General features: G+C 66.3%; 10 protein-coding genes and 1 tRNA gene. 9 read left to right on the forward strand and 2 right to left on the reverse strand.

Annotated features, from left to right (window positions below; translation table 11 throughout):
* Positions 1-157 precede the first annotated feature (157 nt).
* The 4 genes from CIK06_RS11995 to CIK06_RS29955 all read left to right on the forward strand — a co-directional run bounded on the left by CIK06_RS11995 (position 158) and on the right by CIK06_RS29955 (position 2,247).
* Positions 158-231: transfer RNA gene (locus CIK06_RS11995), tRNA-Pro, on the forward strand.
* Between the two features lie 193 nt (positions 232-424).
* Positions 425-904, forward strand: a complete 480-nt coding sequence (locus CIK06_RS12000) for a very short patch repair endonuclease (RefSeq protein WP_232534171.1) — start codon at positions 425-427, stop codon at positions 902-904.
* A gap of 39 nt (positions 905-943) precedes the next feature.
* Positions 944-1,585, forward strand: coding sequence for an ATP-binding protein (locus CIK06_RS29950; RefSeq protein WP_198348206.1), 642 nt, complete (start codon positions 944-946; stop codon positions 1,583-1,585).
* Complete coding sequence (locus CIK06_RS29955) at positions 1,540-2,247, forward strand: hypothetical protein (protein WP_198348207.1); 708 nt, start codon at positions 1,540-1,542, stop codon at positions 2,245-2,247. The genes CIK06_RS29950 and CIK06_RS29955 overlap by 46 nt, the downstream gene beginning before the upstream one ends.
* 16 nt (positions 2,248-2,263) lie before the next feature.
* Here CIK06_RS29955 and dcm read toward each other — a convergent pair whose 3' ends face one another.
* On the reverse strand, positions 2,264-4,213 hold the full coding sequence (gene dcm / locus CIK06_RS12010; RefSeq protein ID WP_232534172.1) for a DNA cytosine methyltransferase: 1,950 nt from the start codon (positions 4,211-4,213) through the stop codon (positions 2,264-2,266).
* A gap of 332 nt (positions 4,214-4,545) precedes the next feature.
* Between dcm and CIK06_RS12015 the strand changes: the two genes are divergently transcribed.
* The 5 genes from CIK06_RS12015 to CIK06_RS12035 are packed head-to-tail and all read left to right on the forward strand — an operon-like array spanning position 4,546 to position 14,720.
* A complete protein-coding gene (locus CIK06_RS12015; protein WP_095564893.1) occupies positions 4,546-6,024 on the forward strand; it encodes an ATP-binding protein in 1,479 nt (492 codons plus the stop codon).
* 48 nt (positions 6,025-6,072) lie between these two features.
* Positions 6,073-8,877 (forward strand): Z1 domain-containing protein, encoded by a 2,805-nt coding sequence (locus CIK06_RS12020; protein ID WP_095564894.1) that lies wholly within the window; start codon positions 6,073-6,075, stop codon positions 8,875-8,877.
* A gap of 2 nt (positions 8,878-8,879) precedes the next feature.
* Positions 8,880-9,881: a PD-(D/E)XK motif protein gene (locus CIK06_RS12025; RefSeq protein WP_198348208.1), complete on the forward strand. Its 1,002-nt coding sequence runs from the start codon at positions 8,880-8,882 to the stop codon at positions 9,879-9,881.
* Positions 9,878-11,887 (forward strand): AIPR family protein, encoded by a 2,010-nt coding sequence (locus CIK06_RS12030; RefSeq protein ID WP_095564896.1) that lies wholly within the window; start codon positions 9,878-9,880, stop codon positions 11,885-11,887. Before CIK06_RS12025 ends, CIK06_RS12030 begins: the two co-directional genes overlap by 4 nt.
* A 40-nt stretch (positions 11,888-11,927) precedes the next feature.
* Positions 11,928-14,720 carry a sigma factor-like helix-turn-helix DNA-binding protein gene (locus tag CIK06_RS12035; protein ID WP_095564897.1) on the forward strand — a complete coding sequence of 931 codons (2,793 nt, stop codon included), beginning with the start codon at positions 11,928-11,930 and terminating at the stop codon, positions 14,718-14,720.
* Between the two features lie 120 nt (positions 14,721-14,840).
* Here the strand turns inward: CIK06_RS12035 and CIK06_RS12040 are convergent, their stop codons facing one another.
* Positions 14,841-20,267, reverse strand: coding sequence for an AAA domain-containing protein (locus CIK06_RS12040; RefSeq protein ID WP_095564898.1), 5,427 nt, complete (start codon positions 20,265-20,267; stop codon positions 14,841-14,843).
* Between the last annotated feature and the right edge of the window lie 328 nt (positions 20,268-20,595).

Consider the following 20,595-nt stretch of genomic DNA (forward strand, 5'->3'; position numbering starts at 1 on the left):
GACGGACATGCGGGTGTCGGTGCCGGCCGGCGGGCCGCTCAGGTCGGTGCTGGACGGCATGGACGGGTCGAAACGGCGCGGCGGGGGCCGCATGCGCCGACCGGGACGGCTGCGCTACGCTGTACCGGCTGCCACGCGGGGGACCGTGCGGTGGCATCGGGACGTGGCGCAGCTTGGTAGCGCACTTGACTGGGGGTCAAGGGGTCGCAGGTTCAAATCCTGTCGTCCCGACAAGAAACAGCAGGTCAGAGCCGGCTTCCTGAAGATCAGGAAGCCGGCTCTAGATCATTTGACCGTCATTCGACCGTGGACGTGACCTCATCAAGCCACACAGGACCGGGTCGGTCGAAACGGATGATCGCGGAGGCGGAAGACCGATGACCGTTGGGACATTGGCGGCCCGCGTGACGAGCGCCGTTCGACGATGACGAGGAGCGTGCCCGCCGGCGCCGCCATCCACCGTCGGCCTGCTCCGCTCAACGAAGCCGTCTCCTCCCAGATGAAGCGGATGAGGCGAGCGTCCACCAAGCCCGAGCTGCTCATCCGCAAGGAGCTTCATCGGCGCGGTCTGCGATACCGGGTGAATCATCCGGGCCTGCCGGGGAGGCCGGACATCGCCTTCACGCGGATTCGTCTGGCGATCTTCGTCGACGGTTGTTTCTGGCATCGGTGTCTGGAGCACGGCGTGATGCCGAAGAACAACCGCGAATGGTGGGAGGCGAAGCTGAACCGGAACGTGGAGCGGGACCGGGAGAAGGACAATGCCCTGTCAGGGCTCGGGTGGCGCGTTCGACATTTCTGGGAGCATGAGGATCCGGGGAGCGCGGCGGACGAGATCGAGCAACTGTGGCGACACCTGCGCGACGGACCGGTCTCCGGTTCAACATCACCACGTCCATTGTGAGATCCTGGTCCTCTTCGACGATGCTGTGGGGTGACTGGGATGTCTGGTAAGGCATGGTTCGATGTCGCGCCGTCGGCTGCGCGCCTGACCGGCTCGCTTCGCGACATCGGTTACGACTTCGCCGCTGCCGTGGCCGACATCGTCGACAACAGCGTGGCGGCTGGCGCGACCCGAGTGGAGGTGATGATCGAGTTCGCGGGCTCCAGATCCCGGGTCTACATCGCCGACGACGGCCACGGGATGTCCCCAAGTGCCCTGCTGGAAGGGTTTCGGCTGGGGACACGCCGCTCCTACAAGCCGGGCGATCTCGGTCGCTACGGACTGGGGCTGAAGACGGCCTCACTGTCCCAGTGCCGGTCAGTGGCGGTGATCTCCCGAAGCAATCCAGCGGTTGTCCGTACGTCCGCTCGGGTCCTAGACCTTGACGTGGTGGAGGAGTGGGATCAGTGGGTCGTGGTGGATCCCGGAGCGGATCCGGACATCGTCCGAGCCAAGCAGTGGTTGGCTGAGGGAACCGGGACGGTTGTTCTCTGGCGCCATCTCGATCGGGTGCTGCCAGAGAAGCACCCTGAGGGGGGTGGGCTCGGCGTCGGTTCGAGGGCCTTGCCGCCAAGACCGCAGAGCACCTCGGCATCGTGTTCCATCGCTTCATCGAGGGTATCCAAGATAGACCTCATCTGATCATAACGGTCAACGGGCAGAAGGTCCGGGCCTGGAACCCGTTTGCGCCCGAGGAGCCCGCGCTGTCGGAGCTGCCGGCGCAGCAGTTCGAGATCACTGTCGGTGAGGCGTCGGGCCACGTGCAGCTCCGGCGCTTTATCCTTCCCTCCCGCGACCGCTTCTCCAGTGCCGCCGAGTTCGAGCGGCTCTCCGGTCCGCTGAACTGGAACAGGCAGCAGGGCCTCTACGTCTACCGGGCGAACAGGCTGGTGCAGTGGGGCGGGTGGAGCGGCATCCGGGGAATCGACGAGCACACGAAGCTGGCGCGTGCCGCCATCGACTTCAGCACCGACCTTGACTCGGCATTCAACATCAATGTCGCCAAGATGAGGGTGTCGCTGCCTGCACAACTACGTCAGATGCTCGAGGCGCCGGTCAACGAACTCTGCATCTACGCCAATGACGCGTACCGCCGGACTGCACGAACCAAGCCAGGACCGGTCCCGGCAACGTTGAACGTTCCGGCCGACGTCCGTGCCACAACCCAGGCTGTGGCGACCGCGGGGCTGGCCCTTCGCTCGGCTGCCATGCAGGCTGGCGAGTGGGACGCGTGGCAGCGGATCGCTGCCAGACTGCGGGCAGAAGCGCCCGATATCGCCAAGACGCTGGGTCTGGAAGGGTGAGCCGCCACCGAATCGGTCAGAAGAGCCGAAGTGGATCAGCGCGGGACTCCGCGCAGAGCTTTTGAAGCGGGCACGCGTTACATTCCGGCTCCACCGGCCGGCACAACGTGTTCGCAAGCTCGACCAGGCCGATGTGCGCACGCCGGGCGTCAGCGTCTGCGCCTATCATCCGCGCGATCTCAAGTCGCCCGTCGGTGAGTCGGTTACGCCGATTCACCGGGTCCCCGCTGTAACGCGCAGCCACCCGCAGCACGCCCTTGGTCACCAGAACAGGCTCCTCGGAGTCCTCATCGCCGTGGGCCGGCACGACCAGGACCGCAAGGTCCGCCACCGCCTCGGTCAACCCTGGCACCCGGCGTAGCTGGTCATCGTCGTCCAACAGCTCGGGACTTTCCGCAAGCCGGCCCGCCAGCTCCAGAATCGTCCCGGCGCGCTGTGGCCGCGACGCCCACTTGCTGATCTCGACAAGTTCGCCCTCCGCGAGGACCGTGTCCTGCGGCTGTCGCCAACGGGCCAGCAACGGCCAGATGAAGCGCACGACCTCAGCAGGCGCCCGGTCGAGCAGCATTTCAGCCTGGATCACCTGCCAGCGCGTCTCCGCACGCAGCCACGGAATGCCGCGTACCACGGCGCTGTCGAACCATCCCGCGAGCAGCGCCGCGACATCCTGGGTGGTGGCTGTGACAGGACGGGGATCCTCCAGAGCCGCGCGGACCGCCCGGGCGAGGTGCTCGCCGAGCTTTGGCGGCACGGCGTTACCGATCTGACGGAATGCCGCTGACGGTGGCCCGGCGAAGCGGAACCAGTCGGGAAAGGTCTGCAGGCGTGCTGCCTCGCGGACGGTGATGGTCCGGTTCTGTCGTGGATGGATGTACCAGTACCCGTCCTTCGCGATGTGCGCGGTGATCGTCCGGGACAGATTGTTCTCGTCGAGCCGCTTGTACTTGTCGTCGAAAATATCGTCCCGGTATCGCTTCATCTCATCCGGCAGATCGCTGTAGCGGGTGCTGTGATCCATGGCTTCGAAGGCACGAGCGTCGTCCTCCCGTACCGGCCTGGTGATGTGGTCGAAGACCTTGTGCTTGTCCCCGGCCGGTACCGCGGCCCGCATCCGGCGCTGGAAATCGCTGGTGGGAGTCTCATAGTCGGTCCAGCCCTCTGCACCACCCTCCGGCCGCCAGCCCCCCTCCACCGGTGGGAGGTCGCCGATCGCATTCCACACCGTCACCCGCTCGGGTTGTTCCTGGGGCCAGGTGAACTGGACCCCGTCCCGTAACGCCACGAGCAGGAGGCGCTGCCGGAACTGCGGCACGCCGTAGCGGAAGGTTTCCACAGACCGTTCCTCGACCGAATACCCGATCGATTCGAGCTCGTGGACCATCGTCCGGAGAATGAACATCTCCTTGTCGAGCGCCATGTCAGGCACGTTCTCCATGAGCACAGCCTGCGGACGTGCGGTCCGGGCGATCTCCAGGAATGACCGCCAGAGGTCGCGGCGCTCGTCGTACGGGTCGCGCAGGCCGTTTCGGACGCGGTGTCGGATTTTCGACCGTCCCGCCTTGGAGAACGGCTGGCAGGGCGGGCCGCCTGCCAGCAGTTCGACCCCGGCGGCCCGCAGAAGCTCACCTACCTGTCGGACCCGCTCCGGGTCACCGAGGTCCCAGTCCACACTGAGCCCCGGATGATGGTGACGGTGTGTCTCTGTCGCCTCCGCGTCGTGGTCGACGGCGAGTACGACCTTGTAGCCGGCCGCATCGAGGCCGAGGCTCAGGCCACCGGCACCGCTGAACAGGTCGGCAGCGAGACGCGCACCGCTGGCACGGAGCTTCGACGCGAGGGTGATGAGTTCCGCCGGCTCCGAGCACGCCTCAGGATGTGGTGCGAGCCGGACGAAGGGGCCCCGGACCAGCTTGACTCCATACCCACGGCGTCGGGCAGGGGCGGTGGGCTGGTCTTCAGAGGTCACGATCAGGCAGATTACCGCCATCATGTCCGAGCCAGCGACAGCCGGTAGCGACACACCCTACCGGCTGGTGGTACCAAGGTCAGACCACCATTGGCCTGAGGCAACCATTGTCTGTACGGGCTGAAGTTCGCTCAGGAGAGGGGGCGAAACGCCCGAAAGCACTGCAATCGATCTTGGATCGCTCACTGAGAGCAGCATCACCCACCTATAATCCGTGACGCCCGCTCCACAGTTCGAGGTTCGCCGAGATCCGGTTATGCCCCGCTGGATCGGACAGCAACGAACGATCTGTGCGGCCCTACGGTTCGTGCAGCGACTGGAGCCGACCTGATTTGAGCTACGACATCGCCAACCCGGACCCCGCAGGCACGATCACGTCACTAAGGTCGTTCGGGTACAGCGTCGAGGCCGCTGTGGCGGATCTCGTCGACAACAGTGTCTCCGCTGGCGCCCGCCACATTGACGTCTACTTCACCTGGGCCGGATCGGCATCCTGGGTGGCTGTGGTGGACGACGGTCGAGGGATGACGGCTGAAGAACTTGTCACCGCGATGACCGTGGCGGCCCGCGGCTCCTACCAGGCACGAGCGTCGAAGGACCTCGGACGCTTCGGTATGGGTTTGAAGAGTGCCTCGTTCTCACAGGCGGCTCGCCTCACGGTAGCTACGAGAGCGGATGTCACCTCCGAAGAGGCGGTTCGAACCTGGGACCTCTCCGTGGTATCCGAGACGAGCGAGTGGCGGTTGCTGCACGGCACCGACGAGACGACCGGCGCGATTCTGAAGCAGCTCCGACCCGACGGCCAAGTTGGTACGACGGTCATCTGGCGTGATCTGCATCGGTTCGCCGTGGACGGACTGAGCGCGGAGGACACCCGGGCGCAGAAACAGTTCTACGCCGAGGCCACCCGGGTTGAAGAGCATCTGGGCATGGTGTTCGCGCGGTTCATCGCCGGCCGTAACCGGATTGCCATCACCGTCAACGGCACGCCGGTCCAGCCCTGGGACCCCTTCCTGAGTAGCCATCCGTCGGTCCAGCGACTACCGGCTGAGGAACTGCCCGTCGGTAACCACGTGATCCGGATCGAACCCTTCATCCTGCCGCATCCCAAGAAGCTCAGCACTGAGCAGCAGCAACGGGCGGCCGGCCCGAAAGGCTGGCTGGACCAGCAGGGCTTCTACGTGTACCGGCGGGATCGTCTCATCCTGGCCGGCGACTGGTTGGGCATACGCGGCTTCCGACGGGATGAGCGGTACAACCTCGCACGCATCGTCGTCGACGTGCCAGCCGAAGCGGACGCCGAATGGGCTATCGACGTTCGGAAGTCGACAGCCGTGCCGCCCGTCGGCGCCCGCCGGCACCTGCAGCGCATCGGCACAGCCACCCGCAGCCGAGCCGCAGAGGTGCTGAGCCACCGGGGACGAATCGCCGCCCGGGAGCACGGCGCGGAGTTCATTTACGCATGGCGGGTGGACAAACGGAACGGCAACATCCGGTGCCGCGTCAACCGCGACCACCCGCTGGTACGGGAAGTGCTGCGAGGCGGTCCGGACGCCTCGATCGACGCAAAGGCTCTGATCCGGCTCCTGGAGGAAACCGTGCCGGTCGCGGCCCTCCGGATCATGCACGACGGTGACGTCACCGACGACCCCGAGCCGTTCCTCGGAGCGGCGCCCAGGGAAGTGGGGGATGTGGCGAACCGGATCTACGCCGCCTTCGTCGCCCAGGGCCGGACTCCCAGAGAAGCCAAGGAGCGCCTCGCGCTGATGCCGCCCTTCGACCAGTTCGACGGTTTCTGGCAGCAGCACTGACCTCTCCATCTCCACCGCCGACCACCCTCAGATCAGACGGAGAGCCACATGACGGCGCTGACCCCCGATGACGATGCGATCCAGCAGGCCATCCGGCTCGTGCTCGCATTCCTCCCGCAGGACCGCCAGGCGACTCCAGCCGAGTTGGACGATGCAGTGAACCTGGTCTTCGGCATGCAGCAGGCCCGAGATCAGATGCTCGATCGGGAGCTGTTGCTCAAGGAGATCCAGGCGCGGGTGGCCGTCTGGCAGGACGACTCGGTCGGGCTGACGGACGACCAGAATCACATCGAGTGGTTGACCGAGGCGCAGCTGGATCGCAGCTGGGAATTCTGGGATCGCTACCGTCGATATCTGGAGGACGTCCGGCTGATGCCGCCGCGCGTCGTACGGCGGCTGGAGCAGAGCACGGACAAGATCCTGCGGCAGCTCGAGGATCCACGTCGGCCGGGCTCATGGCGTCGGACGGGACTGGTGGTCGGTCAGGTCCAGTCGGGCAAGACCGGAAACTACATTGGCCTGGCGTGCAAGGCGGCCGATGCGGGCTACAAACTCATCGTGATCCTGGCCGGCATTCACAACAGCCTGCGTAGTCAGACCCAGCTGCGGGTGGACGAAGGGCTGCTGGGCTTCGACACCCAGTACCAGCAGCGCTACGACGAGGAGAAGAACACCGCGCGCATTGGTGTGGGCGTGATGCCGGGGGCGAGGCGCCTCAGGATCGCCTCGTTGACCAACAGCGCCGAGAACGGGGATTTCCGGCGCAATGTGGCCGCTAACCTCAGCCTTCCGATCGGTGATTATCCGGTCGTGCTGGTGGTCAAAAAGCATCAGAGCATCCTCGAGTACGTCCGGAAGTGGGTCGTCGAGGTCGAAGGTGAGTCCGCCGGTGAGGGCCGGACGAAGGTTGTCCGGGACGTTCCTCTGCTGGTCATCGACGATGAGGCAGACAATGCATCGATCGACACGACCAAGGACGACGACACAGATCCCACCAGGATCAACGCTGCCATCCGGCACCTGCTGAACAGCTTCGACAAGGCTGCCTACGTGGGATACACCGCCACCCCGTTTGCCAACATCTACATCAGGCCGGACGCCGACCACGACACCTTCGGCCTCGACCTGTTCCCCGACAGCTTCATCGAAAGTCTGCCCGCCCCGTCCAACTACCTCGGGCCTGAGCGCATGTTCGGCCTGCGCTCGGACGACCCTGATGAGGATGATGTGGAGGCCCTGCCGATTTTCCGTGCCATCCACGATCACGAAATGTGGATGCCGTCACGTCACAAGAAGGAATGGGCGCCGCCCGATGACCTTCCCGTGTCCATCCGTGAGGCGCTGGACTCCTTCGTTCTCACCTGCGCGGCACGGCGAGCAAGGGGACAAGCTCGCGAGCACAATTCCATGCTCGTCCACGTCACCAGATTCATGAACGTGCAGAACCTGGTGCGGGACCAGATCGATGAATACCTCGGCCTGATGCGCGACCGACTCCGGGACAGCATGGGCGGTGAGGCGGCAGAGGTCCTGGCCCAGCTTCATGGTTTGTGGGACCGTGACTTCACGCCGACCAGCGCGAAGTTTCCACCGGATGAGGCCACTCCGCTGTCATGGCGCGCTGTTCAGGAGGAACTGCGGTCCGCGCTTCTCAAGATCGAGGTCCGGGCGATCAACGGCAGCTCGCGGGATGCCCTGGAGTACTACGAGCACCGGCGCACCGGTGTATCGGTCATCGCGGTCGGCGGGAACAAGCTGTCCCGGGGCCTGACACTGGAAGGCCTCAGCGTCAGCTACTACCTCCGTGCGTCGAACACCTACGACACCCTGCTGCAGATGGGTCGCTGGTTCGGTTATCGCCCGGGCTACGAGGACCTTTGCCGGTTGTACACCACTCCCGATCTCCGGGAGGCGTACGCGGAGATCACCGCCGCGGACAACGAACTCCGGCGAGAGTTCGAGGAGATGTCGGCGCTCGGTCAAACGCCGGAGAGCTTCGGTCTCAAGGTCCGCGCCTCGCCCGCTGGCCTCGCCGTCACGGCCGCCAACAAGATGCGTCGCAGCCTGAGGGTTCGCCTGAGTTACTCGGGCGAGTTGCCGGAGACCACGATATTCAGCCTCAAGCCGGAGGCGCTCCGACGCAATTTCGATAACCTGGACCGTCTCGTCAAACTCCTGCGCGCGGACGGCGAGCCCGAGGTCAGGGTCAAGAGCCGCGTCTGGCGGAATGTGGCAGCAAGCACGATCACAGAGGACTTTCTCGACGGTTATGTCGCCGACCGCGGCTCCTACCGGGTCCGGCCGGCCTTCATTGCTGAGTACATCCGCCGATGTGTTGCATCTGGTGAGTTGTCCCGCTGGACAGTGCGCCTCGTTGGTGCCCCCGGCCGAGAAGTTGAGATTGGTGGTTGCAAGGTAGGTCTGGTCAAACGGCGGCCGCCGAGGGTGGACGGTGTGGAACGTCCTATCGATGGTGACCGCTTCATTATCAAGCGTGTGCTGAACCCTGCTGATGAGGGCGATGATCTGGCGCGGGAGAGCTGGGATCGCGCTCTGGAAGCCACACGAATCACACGACGCGCGTGGGCGGAACGCAGGGGCAAGGAGTACAAGGACCCCGACGTCCCGACCGGGCAGTCGCTTCGGCGATTCCGTCCCGTCCAGGAGCCGCTGCTGATCATCTACCCGATCGAGCATCCGTTGCAGACGCCCGACAAGGACCTGCTGCCGGTTGTCGGATTCGCCATCAGTTTTCCATTCTCTGAGCACCCAACGGAGACTGAGTACTTCGTCAACGAGATCTGGAAGCAACAGGAGATCGACGACTACGACGACGAGGACGCGGACGAGTGAAGGTGGGCGAGGAGGACTGGGCGTCACTCGAGGAGGAGGAGCATCCGTACGGCATTGTCACTCGTCGCCTGTTTCCGCGCTCGGAGCATGACATCTTCCTGGCGGTTCAGCAGCCGAGCGGGCGACGCATGCTGGTGTTACGGGTGCCAGCCGCAGCGGCCGAGGAAGTGGCGGAACAGCAGCCGTCGCTTGCCAGCACCCGAGGTCTGGCGCTGCAGATCACGGCGGGTTCCGACGGACATGGCGAGCTACGGGTGGTGCTCACTGCCGACGATCGGCGGGAGGTCTTCAATCCGCTGATCGCCGATGTCGCTTCGGCCGCTCAAGCGGTGCACGGATCGGTTCAGGCGCTCAACGCTGCGATTGAGCGCTTCGAACAGTGGCGGCAGCTTCTTCGGTCGCTGCGGGACGCCGGCCTCGGCCTGGACGCCAGGCGGGGCCTGCTCGGGGAACTTCTGATTCTGCGGGATCACCTGCTTCCGGTCCTGCCACCGCAGGCAGCTGCCGCTGCCTGGCGGGGACCCACCGGTGCGAACCAGGACTTTGAGCTGAAGGGCTGCGCCATCGAGGTGAAAACCGGAGTTGGCAGGAACCCGGGAAGCATCGTCATCGCCAGTGAGCGCCAACTCGACGGCGTCGGTACGGATCGTCTGCTGCTGGCGCACCTGTCCGTGGATGAGCGGCGGGGTGGTTCTGGCGAGTCCCTCAACGAGGTCGTCGACTCCGTACAGGACGCGTTGGTGACGGTCGCGGCGCGGGCGGAATTCCGCGATCTGCTCGTTCGCGCCGGCTATCTGTCGGAACATCGACAGCTGTACGACGATGTCCGCTACACCGTCCGTCGGACGGATTTCTGGCACGTCACCGGCGACTTCCCGCGAATCGTGGAGGCGGATCTGCGGCCCGGCGTCGGGAACTGCTGCTACCGGATCAGCACCGCCGGACTGGACCAGTACGGTGTGTCTTCCGCGTGGGTGGCCAACGTCGTAAAGGGGAAGGCATGAGTCAGAACACTTTGCCGGAGTATGCCCAGGACCTTGTCGCGGATGTTCTTGCAACGGCCGAAGCCGAGAACGCCACCGCTCCTGACACCTTCACCCGTCGCGTGCTCGATGAGCTGGAGCAGGCTGGCGAGATCGAGAACACCTTCACCGCATACCACCGGGCACATGGGCTGGAGGTCAACGGCTACGGCAACAACGAGTCCCTGGGGACCTTGGACCTCTTCATCACCCACTTCAGCCTCAAGCCCGACGAGGACCGGCTGCCGCGAGCCCATGTCGAGACGCTGTTCAAGCGTCTGACGACCTTCGTCCGCAGATGCCGTGACGGCCTTGCCCGTGACATAGACGAATCCTCCGACGTGCATGACATGTGCATCGCAGTGGAGAAGGCCCTGCCGGATGCTCCCCGCATCCGTCTCTTCCTCCTCACCGACGTGGTGAGTGCCGTCTCGGCCCTTCCGCCGGGTGAACTCGACGGTCTGACGGTCACGCACGAGGTGTGGGACCTCAACCGGCTGCACAGGCTGGCCTCTTCCGGGACGTTGAGCGAACCGATCGTGGTGGACTTCGATCCGCCACTGCCGTGTCTCGCCACGCCCGAGACGGACCGCAACTACTCGGTCTTTCTGGCGATCATTCCGGGACAGGAGCTCGCCGATCTGTACGGAAAGCACGGCACGCGGCTGCTGGAGCTCAACGTCCGGTCGTTTCTGCAGACGAAGGGCGGCGTCAACCGCGGCATCCGGGACACCCTGCTGCACAACCCTGATCGTTTCCTGGCCTACAACAACGGAATTACCGCGACCGCCTCAACTGTGGAGTTCACCCAACTCCCCGGTGGCGGGCAGGCGATCAGCCGTGTTCATGATCTCCAGATAGTCAACGGCGGTCAGACCACGGCGTCCATCCACTACGCCCACACGAGGGACAAGGCCGATCTCAGCCGGGCCTACGTCCAGATGAAGCTGACCCGGGTCTCAGAGGACCGGCTGCAGGAAATCGTTCCTGAGATCTCCAAGTACTCGAACACCCAGAACAAGGTCACGGTCGTCGACTTCAGCTCGAACCACCCGTTCCACGTGGGCATCGAAAAGGTCACCCGCTCGCTCTGGGCGCCCGCGGCTGACGGCAGCGGGCAGGAGACTCGCTGGTTCTACGAGCGGGCCCGGGGTCAGTACACCGACGCGCTTGCGCGCGAGCGAACGCCGGCCAACCAGCGCAGGTTCAAGAGCCTGCACCCGTTGGCGCAGAAGTTCACCAAGGCCGACGCCGCGAAGTACATCCACTCCTGGGCCGGACTCCCGTACCTGGTCAGCCGGGGAGCTGAGAAGAACTTCCGGGAGCTGATGATGCGGATGGGTGACGACGTACCGGAGGTGAACGTCAGCTTCGGCCAGCGGCTCATCGCCAAGGCGATCCTGTTCAAGGCCACGGACAAGGTGGTCGCGGCGCGCGACTTCGGCGGATACAAGATCAATATTGTTTCGTACTCGATCGCGAGAATCGCCGAAGCGACGAACCGGCGGATCGACCTCGACCAGATCTGGCGCGAGCAGCGGCTCACCCCGGCCCTCACCGCAGCGTTGGAGGAGCTGTGCGTCCCGGTACGGGAGGTCATCGTCAACCCGCTCCGCGGCGGCACCAACATCGGCGAGTGGGCGAAGCGCCCCGACTGCTGGGAAGCCATCCTGGGCATCCCGTGGACGGTGCCGGACGATCTCGCCGCCGAGCTGGCTGACCATCCCTTGGAGGACAGCGCCCCGACCGTATCGGAGGATTCCGCCGCCGGCGACATCGCCTCGGTGATGGCCGTGCCCGCTCCTGAATGGTTCGCCATGGCCCGGTGGGCGAAGGAGACCCGCAACCTGCAGCCGTGGCAACGTCAGCTGGCCGACACGGTGGGCCGGTACGTCAACAACAGCTGGCCGATCACGGAGAAGCAGGCAACCCAGGCGCTCCGCGCCATGGAGGAGGCCAGAAGGCTCGGGTTCCACGCCAACTCCTGAGCGATACCCGACAGCAGGCGACAGCACTGAGAGGACAACTGTGACCAGCACGGCGATCGGGGACTTGCCACCCGACGCGTATCACGACGCGCCCTGGGCCCGGCTCCTGCCCTGGCTGGCCCCGTACACGCCGGCGACAGCCCGCGAACTCACAGACCTCACCCCATCGCCCGACTGGTGGATCACCGAATCACCGGCGGTGACGACGATGACCGCCGAGCACGACACCCTGTGTCGTCACCTCGCCCGGCTCTTTGTCGTCCGTCATCCAGCTGCCGCTTTCGGCGCGAGCTTTCCGACGGTTCCCCGCCGGCTGCCCGTGTCGACTCTCACCGCCAGTTCCAGGGTCGCGACGGCGTTTCAGCGCCTGCAGGTACAGACCGTTACCGACTTGGAGCCGGTGACCGTTCGGGACCTCTATGACATTCGTGGAACCGGGCAGGGCACCGTTGAGGATGCCGTAGCCGCCCTCATCTCGGCGGCGATCGTCCGCCCCGGCGAGCTGGGTGAGGCGGACGACCTCGGAGATCACTCCGAGCAGCCTCACCGGACGTTGGAAGCACAGCTGTCTCCCGCACACCGTCAGCTGATTGAGGATCTCGCCCAACTGGCGTCGTGGCGCCGGATCAGACGGCAGGAGGATGAGCCGCTGGTCAAGGTGGTGATTGAGGAGGGTGCGCCCGAGGAGATCCAGGAAGTGGCCCTCCGGCTCAACTCATTGACCTCGGCCGACATCAACTCTGCCAACGGCGGTTCAGATCCGGTCCTCGAGTTCACCGCGCTCATGTCTGAACTCGATGAGCGCCAGCTGCGGATCCTGCGCGAACGTTTCCTCGGTAGGCCACCGAGGAAACTTGCTGAACTGGCGAGCGACTTCAGCGTGACCCGCGAACGGGTCCGGCAGATCGAAAACAGGCTCAAGAGCCTGCTGGCCGGCCGATTCCACTTCGGCACCAGCATCGGCAATCTCCTCGCCAGCCTGCGCACCGAGATCCAACCGATCGCCGCCCTGGACCGGCTGACGACCCTGCATCCTGACCTCGCTCGCGACGTGCCAGGGGCGAATGCCCCTCTCTGGCTCGTGCTGGACCGCTTGGACGACTACTTCGAGGTTACGGACGGATGGGCGGCCGCTCCCGACGTGACCGCCGCGCGGGAACAGACCCGCATCCTGCTTGAGGATTTCGCGACCGAACACGGCGTGGTCGACCTCGCCGCGGTCGCGGCCGCCACCTCGATGCCGAACGCGGAACTGGTCGCCTGGCTCAACTGGTGCGGCTACGCACTGCACAACGGCCAGATTCTCACCCGTACCCGCTCACTCAGTGACCATGCGGCTGGGCTGCTGGCCGCCACGGGCGAACCGCTGCATATCGACGAACTGCAAACGCAGATGGGCCGGGACAACAGCATCCGGAGCCTTGCCAACCAGCTGGCCGACGACGAGCGCTTCGTGCGGACCGACCGGGCGAGCTGGGGGCTCGCGAGCTGGCAGCTGGAGGAGTACACGTCGATCCGGCAGCAGATCGGTCTGGAACTCGCGGCCGCCGGGGGTGAGATTGAGATCGGGCGGCTGATCGATTCCATCACCAGCCGGTTCGACGTTTCACCGAGCAGTGTGCAGGCCTATGCGGGGAACGGCGACTACGAGATCGTGCAGGGTACGGTGCGACGGCGGGAGTCACCAGCGGCACCGCGCAAGGCACCAGCCGCCACCCGCCGGCTCTTCAGATTCGACAACGACTGTTGGAAGTTCCGGATCACCGTGACCCGTGACCACCTGCGCGGTAGTGGCTTTCCGGTGCCGTCGGGGGTGGCGAACCTCGTCGCCTGCGCACCGGGCGATGTCGTGGAACTGGAGTCTGATCTCGGCACGCAGACCGTCCGATGGACGGGGCTTCAGCCCTCGAGCGGCACGATCAAGAGATTCCTCGATCGACTTGGCGTACGGGAGGGGCAGAACGTCTTTCTCGAGTTCGGTCCGTACGGTCGCTTTGATGTCTCGGTCCAGCACCCGATCAATCCTGAAGACCATCCCTTGGAACAGGCCGCGGCGCTCACCGGCTGCGCCGAAGGCGTCGGGAACCCGGAAGACGCCCAACTGGCGCTGGCACTGGCGGTGGATCTACCTGCTGACGTCAAGCCTCGCCAGATCCTGTCGACCTACCGGCAGCGCGGTGATGACGACATCGCTGGCCTGCTGGAACAGGTCTGGACCCGGCCACCGAGCCAGCGGACGGCCCAGGCGCCAGGCCAGCTGGCAGGATCGATCATGGCTGGTGAGGCGCCGGATCTCCGGGAGACCTCGGACGAACCCGATCCGGACCGCAGCTCCGATGAGTACGACACCGTCGATGCCGATGATGTCAGCGAGGGAATGCTTGACAGCGCCTCGACGGAACAGGACGAGGAGCAGGTCACGTCCGACAAGGGCTGGGTGCCCGTGCCGACGGGGTACCGCAGCGTCGGGTGGATCCGGCCGCACGAGGCGGAGGCCGCCGTACTGGCCTACCAACTGCACTCTGACGTGCCGGTGCAGGAAGATGACAGGATTTCGGGATGGGCCCGCTACGTCGACGAGAATTCCGTCGACGCGTCCAAGTTCCGTGCCAACGTGATGCTGGCGAGGACCAGGTCGCAGGGGGAGAAGAGCGTCTGCTGGATCCGTGAACACGAGGCGTTCAGCATCATCCAGGCGGCCTCGGAAGAGCGGTCGGTGGCTGTACTCGGCCCCGACGACGCGCCCACGGGTCTGGTGCAGCATTTCCCGCCGGACGGCGAGACCGCTGAACGCTACAGGAGCCCCACCCGGCTGCTCCGCCGGACAACGTGACGCCGGAGCCGGACGGGCAAGGCTTGATGCGTGAACGCTGGGCCGGCGTTCACTGGACGCGGCGCCCATCGGTGGGGATTCATGCTGACGGGCGCCGTATCTCAGGACCAGCTGTAGCTGTCAGGAAACCTCTACGACCCGAGTGGTCGCGACTGCCAACTCATCCTCGGTGAACAAGGGCTTGAACTCCGGTTGCAGCGCGAGAGCTTCCGCGGTCAGATCCACGCGTCCCCGCTCCCACAGCGCCGTGAAACCGTCGGACACCGCTGAGTTGCGCAGCAGCTGCCGAGCAGTGGCGAGTCCGCCCTTCTCGGTGATCATCCTCAACAGCAGGGTCGGGTGGTAGTTGGCCTCATCCCGCGCCCGTTCGTAGATGCGGACCATCGCCTGATGGAATGCTCGCTCAAGTCGTTGCTGGTCGAGCGGCTCCGCGGGGTCCACCTTATCGGCGTCGTCTGGACGGGTGGGATCGCTGTCCGCCGCGCGCAGCAGCCGCGTCACACTTCGATGCCGCACAGCGGCCGGACTGGCCGGAGAAAAGTACTCCACCACGCCCGTGACGCCGGCCCGCTCGTCCTCCCAGGAGGCACTCCGCCTGGTGCTGGCGGCGTCGACGACCGCCTTCGCCTCGTTCTGGCGTACCCAGCAGACCTCGTCTGGACCTCCGGCTCCAACCCGGTCGATCCTGACGTTCGCCCGGTTGTGTCGAGCCTCCGGTGAGGTGGCCGGGTGGAACCGGGCCCACCCGAGGATCCCGCCACCGTGCTGAACGGGCGTGTCCCGGCGACGCTGGTAGCTGTCGATGGCAGCTCGGGCCTCGTAGGGTCGCAGCCACGCCACGGCACGGTACCCGGCAGGCACTGGAGGGTCTGGTTCCGCTGGTGGAACCGAGGTGGAGCGCACCGACGGGATGGTCGGCATGACGACCCGGGGGAGCGCTGCAGGCTCGGTCACCGGCTCGGCGTCCTGGTCGTTGTTAGTGTCCATCCGCGGCGCAGCGGAGGGCGGGGATCCGTCGTTCAGCACCGCCGGGCGCGACGGCGTACCGGCCGGCATCTCCTCGACCGCATCGGTACCGGGCGTTGCGCCGGGCTGTTGGCTTTCGTGCTCCTCCGGCGCCGGGGAGTCCACTTGGCCGTCGCTTGCCGTCGGGACCGCAGGATCCTTCTCAGCTGGCGGGACCGTTCGGGCCGAAGCCGGAGGTGCTGGTGCCGCAACAACCGGCGCTGGAGAAACGGGATCATCCGACGGAACGCCGGCAGTCGACCTGGTGGGTGTGATGCCCAGCTCATCCATCCGCTGCCAAAGCGGCTCCAGCGCCGCCTCCGGGTCCCGGCTGAACACGCTCTCGCGGATCCGCACGAAGACACAGTTGCCGACCCGCTCCAGCACCGTTTGGCGACGCATGTCGCTCTCCCACACATCCGGACCGTGGTAGGAGTCACCGTCACACTCAACGGCCAGCCGCTGTCCGTTTGGCGCGGGCAGGACGAAATCGATCCGGTATCCACCGATGCGGAACTGCGGCAACGGGCGGTAACCCCGTTGCAGGACGCGGCGTAGGACGGCGCGTTCGAAGTCACTCTCACAGCGCTTCTCCAGATCGTCGTACGCCTCGTCGGTGACCGTGACGTTCTGGCAGTAGGTGAGCAGCAGTCCGCGGGCGTCATCCGCACGCAGGTCCGCGGGTTGCACCGAGTGGAACACCCACAGCTGGTCGCGGGCACGGGAGGCGGCGACGTTGACCCGCCGGTGGTGGTCACGTTTCGTGAAGGCGGCGACCGGACCATGATGGGGCTCGACCACCATCGAGACGAGGACGACGTCCCGCTCGTCGCCCTGGAACGTGTACGAGTCACCGACACGCAACCGTCGCCGTTCCATCTCCTCTTCGCCGATCTCCTCCCGGAGCCGGGTGAGCAGATAGAGCGCCTGCCCGCTTGTGCTGAGCAGGCTGACCACGCCGATGCTGCGTCCCTCGTAGGCCGGGTCGGCGACGATCGCCGCCACCCGCGACACGAGAGCCTCCGCCTCGGGGGCGTTGACGTCGCCGTAGCCGTCGAGCTGCTGCCGGACGCCTTCGGGCACGTGCACAGCGATGACCGGATCACCGATACCGGCGGGTCGATCGGTACGTAGCGGCTCGATCTCCCAGCCGTAGTAGGTCTCGCTGGAGAAGCCGATGATCGCCGGCACGGAGCGGAAGTGCTCGGTGAGCAGGATTCGTTCCGGAGAACGCCGAACGGCGTGGTCGTAGAGACTGCTTTCCGGATCGAAGTGCTCGGCGGAGGGCACGTCGCCCAGGTGTGAGTTGATCAGTCCGGTGACCGTGCCGACGAAGGACAGCTGCGGCCCGATCTGCTGATCGTCACCGACGACGACCGCTCGTTCGGCAAGGCTCAGCACGGGCAGGGCGAACATGTCGGCCTGCGATGCCTCATCGACGATCACGACGTCGAAGTGTGCGCCACCGGCGAACTGTTCGATCGCCCGGTCCACGGACATGACCCAGACCGGTACGGCGTCGACGGCGGCGCTCATCGCCCGCTGCGCATGAGACTGCCACTGGGCGGCGTTCTTCCCCGTGCCCTTTCCGATCTTGCGCAGTGCGGTTGTCCAGTCGGCGAGCGCGGCTCGCCGACGGTCATCAAGGGCCTTGGAGACCTCGAGCCAGGAGGACACGACGACGAGTTCCTGGGTGAGGCGCCGGATCCGGTCCCGGATCTGCTCCACCCGCCGCCCGAGTCCGACCGGGTCGACGCTGCCCACCACGGTGTCGAACCAGGTCTGGGCGCGACGCCACTGCCACCGGTGCAGACAGTCACCGCCGGTGCCTGCGAGGGCGGCAGCAGTGCCGGCGTCGATCTCGGCGGTCCAGGCCGGGGCGACCGAACGAAGCCGCTCGGCGAGTGCGGCGAACCGCTCCGCGTCTGGGCGCATGGCGGCCAGCCGACGCACCTCGTCGAGGGTGCCGTCCCAACCGGCGAGGTCGTTTTGCTGGCGAATCTGGTCAAGCAGACGCCACAGGTCGCTGGCGCCAACGGCGGACATGCCTGCCTGCAGCAGCACACCGAGTTCGCGTTCCTCGGCGACGAGACGGTCATAGGTGAAGACGGCCGCACATCGGCTGATCAGGTTGCTGAGCTCGGTGAGCCTGCGAACGTCGACTGCGTACTCGACCCGAGGCAGCAGTCGGCGAACGGTTGCGTGCAGCGCTGGCCAACGGTGGCGGTCCCAGTCGAGGGCGGTGGCGGCCTCACCGAGCAGACCACCGGCCCACAGCTCGGGCTGTTCCCCAGCCACCTGTGGCAGGCCGAGCAGCCTACGCCACTCGGTCCACCGGGCTGTCAGTTCCTGCCGCAGCCGGAGCCGGTTGACGTACGCTGCGACCAGATCAACATCCTCGGCGGTACGCAGCGGTTCGCCGTCAATCTGACACTCGGCGGCGATCTTCGTCAGATTGCCCTGAAAAAGTCGGCTGACGCCCCTGCCGCCAGCGAAGCGCTGCCGCAACTCGCCGAGCTGGGCCAGCAGCCGGCGCGGTTCACTCAGCTGTTGCTCGGGGACGACCAGTCGGTGCGCGGCGACCATCCGCGCGGTGGAAGCGAGGTCAGCGAGCGCCCGTTGGCAGGCCAGGACGTGGTCATCCCACATGGCCCGCCAGTTCGGGTCGGCCTGCAACAGCCCGGCGAGCCGGTCTGTCCAGGCGCCTTCCCGGAGGGCCCGCACCGCCGCCGCTTCCCGCAGCTGGCCGGTGAGCTGGTTGAGCGCGGACCAGCCGAACGCGGGTATCTGATCGACAACGACGCCGGCAGCAATGAGCTTGTCCAGCTCCGCCCGAGCCGCGGCGAGGTCCCGCCGGGCGGCGAGGATGGCTGTGGCGGTCGGCAGCGCAGCCGCTGTCGGCAGGTATCGCAGCGCCTGCGCACGGTCCTGACGGTTGGTACGGCGGGCGATGTCGAGCAACTCGGCGAACTCCTCGACCGCGAAGGGTGCATCGAGGTCGACAGGTACCTCGTCGGGAATGTCGCCGTAGCGTTCCGCGTGCTCACGCAACCAGCCGCCGACATCACCCGGCGACAGCCGTATGCCGTCGATCTCGTACTGAGCGGATTCGCTCTCCGCCACTGTGCGCAGCGCGCCGAGCGCCTGGCCGAGGTCCCGCTCCTCCTCTTCGAGTCGGCGGCGGAGCCGGTCCACCCGCTGCTGCTCGCTGCGCCGGTCGAGGGTGGCGCCGCGGTCCGACAGCTCCCGGGCGGCGAGCTGAAGTTGAATGAGCTGGTCGGTGGAGCGGCCGAGTACCGCCAGACACAGGGACTGGACCTCCTGCGGCAGGCCGTCCCGCAGGACCCGCAGGGGATCCTCCTTCTGTGCGACCACGAGCACCCGCTTGCCGTTGGCCATCAGATGGCAGATCAGGTTCCGGATGGTGTGGGTCTTGCCCGTACCCGGCGGCCCTTGGACGGCGACGTTTCGATGCTGGGCGAGACGGCGAGCGATCGACTCCTGTGCTTCGTTGGTGGGCAGTGGCATGAGCAGCCGCTCGCCCAGCGGCGTCCACCGTTCCGGCTGGTCGTGTGGCATCTCCAGACGGCTTGGCTCGTGGACGAGGATGGCGGCCAGAGCTCCGACGCTCCCGGTGTCGCCGTCGAGCAGCCTGACGCGCAGTTCCTCAAGAAATCGGCGCAGCATCCGCTGCCGCGGACGGACGAAGAGCACCCCGGTGTCATGGACGTGCGGGCCGGTCGGGGTGGGCGCACCGACGGCCCGGACAACCGGATCGAGACCGAGGCGGCGTAGGGCTCGTTCGAAGAACTCCTGGCGGCTGAAGTCGTCCCAGAGGTCGAGGTCGAGCTGCCCGCCGGGGCCGGCAAGGGCGAGCAGCTGGCTGAGGTACCGCTCATCCAGGCCGGTCAGCGGATCTGTCTGCAGCCGACCGGCGCCCTGTGGCACCACGGTGACCAGGGAGCGGTCGGCGTCGAACTCGATGGCGACCGGGGTCACGACGAGCGGATACTGCACGCGGTGTCCAGCGACATCGGTCCGTAGGACTCCGTGCCCCCACACCAGCTCATGGGTGGCTGAATTCATGTCGACCCGGTGCTTCAGGTCGAACAAGCTCCGCTGCAGCCGACGGACCGCCTCGGTGTGCCGCGCCTGCTCGGCCCAAGGGCGCCAGTGCGTCTCCCGCCATTCCTCGAACGGGGCACGGAGGGCCCGTACCGTTTCCTCATCCCCCGACAGGCGGGGCTCGGATTCGTACGACAGCGGAGCCGCGAGGCATCTGCTGAACTGGGCGGGCGCTTCGAGTGTCCTGGGCACAGGCGGTAGGCCCACCCGCAGCCAGCTGCCGCTGCCGGATGAGAGGCCCACCTGGCAGTCCGCATGCTCGGGAAGATCGTGTTGCCAGAACGCGTCGGCCGGAGGCACCGTCCGCGCCGGCCGTTCCATCTGCGCCCGCACGGCCAGCAGGTAATCGACCAGGGACGTGGCACGTTCGAGGACAATCGACGACGTCTCCGCCGGGGGACTGGTGCGGGGGAGCATGGGTGGACCTCTGCCTGGTTGCGGGGACGCATGGTCGAGCGATGCTGTGCGCTCACGTGCACAGCCGACCGAGTTCTGAGTCAGGCAGCGGAAGATCCAGAGCTCTCCACCCCGGCCTCGGCGCCTGCGACCGTCATGCGTCCACCCCGACCACCTCCCCACCGGCGGCCCCCGACCCTACAGTCCTGGTCCTGGCCACAGGACCGCCGTGTCGGCAACGCTACACTTTGCGGAGCCGTACCGACTTCGGCGCTGACCTCGGCTATTCAGGCTGAGTGCGCCGCATCGAGGGCGATGAAGGGAAGGTGCACCTGACCTGTAAGGATGT

This window comes from Plantactinospora sp. KBS50 (assembly GCF_002285795.1).
In the GTDB taxonomy this organism is placed as follows: domain Bacteria; phylum Actinomycetota; class Actinomycetes; order Mycobacteriales; family Micromonosporaceae; genus KBS50.

Bases quoted from the DNA above. Each gene is read 5' to 3' on its own strand.
- CIK06_RS12030 (WP_095564896.1), top strand. From the start codon at position 9,878: ATGAGTCAGAACACTTTGCCGGAGTATGCCCAGGACCTTGTCGCGGAT.
- CIK06_RS12000 (WP_232534171.1), top strand. From the start codon at position 425: ATGACGAGGAGCGTGCCCGCCGGCGCCGCCATCCACCGTCGGCCTGCT.
- CIK06_RS12040 (WP_095564898.1), bottom strand. From the start codon at position 20,267: ATGCTCCCCCGCACCAGTCCCCCGGCGGAGACGTCGTCGATTGTCCTC.
- CIK06_RS29950 (WP_198348206.1), top strand. From the start codon at position 944: ATGTCTGGTAAGGCATGGTTCGATGTCGCGCCGTCGGCTGCGCGCCTG.
- CIK06_RS12020 (WP_095564894.1), top strand. From the start codon at position 6,073: ATGACGGCGCTGACCCCCGATGACGATGCGATCCAGCAGGCCATCCGG.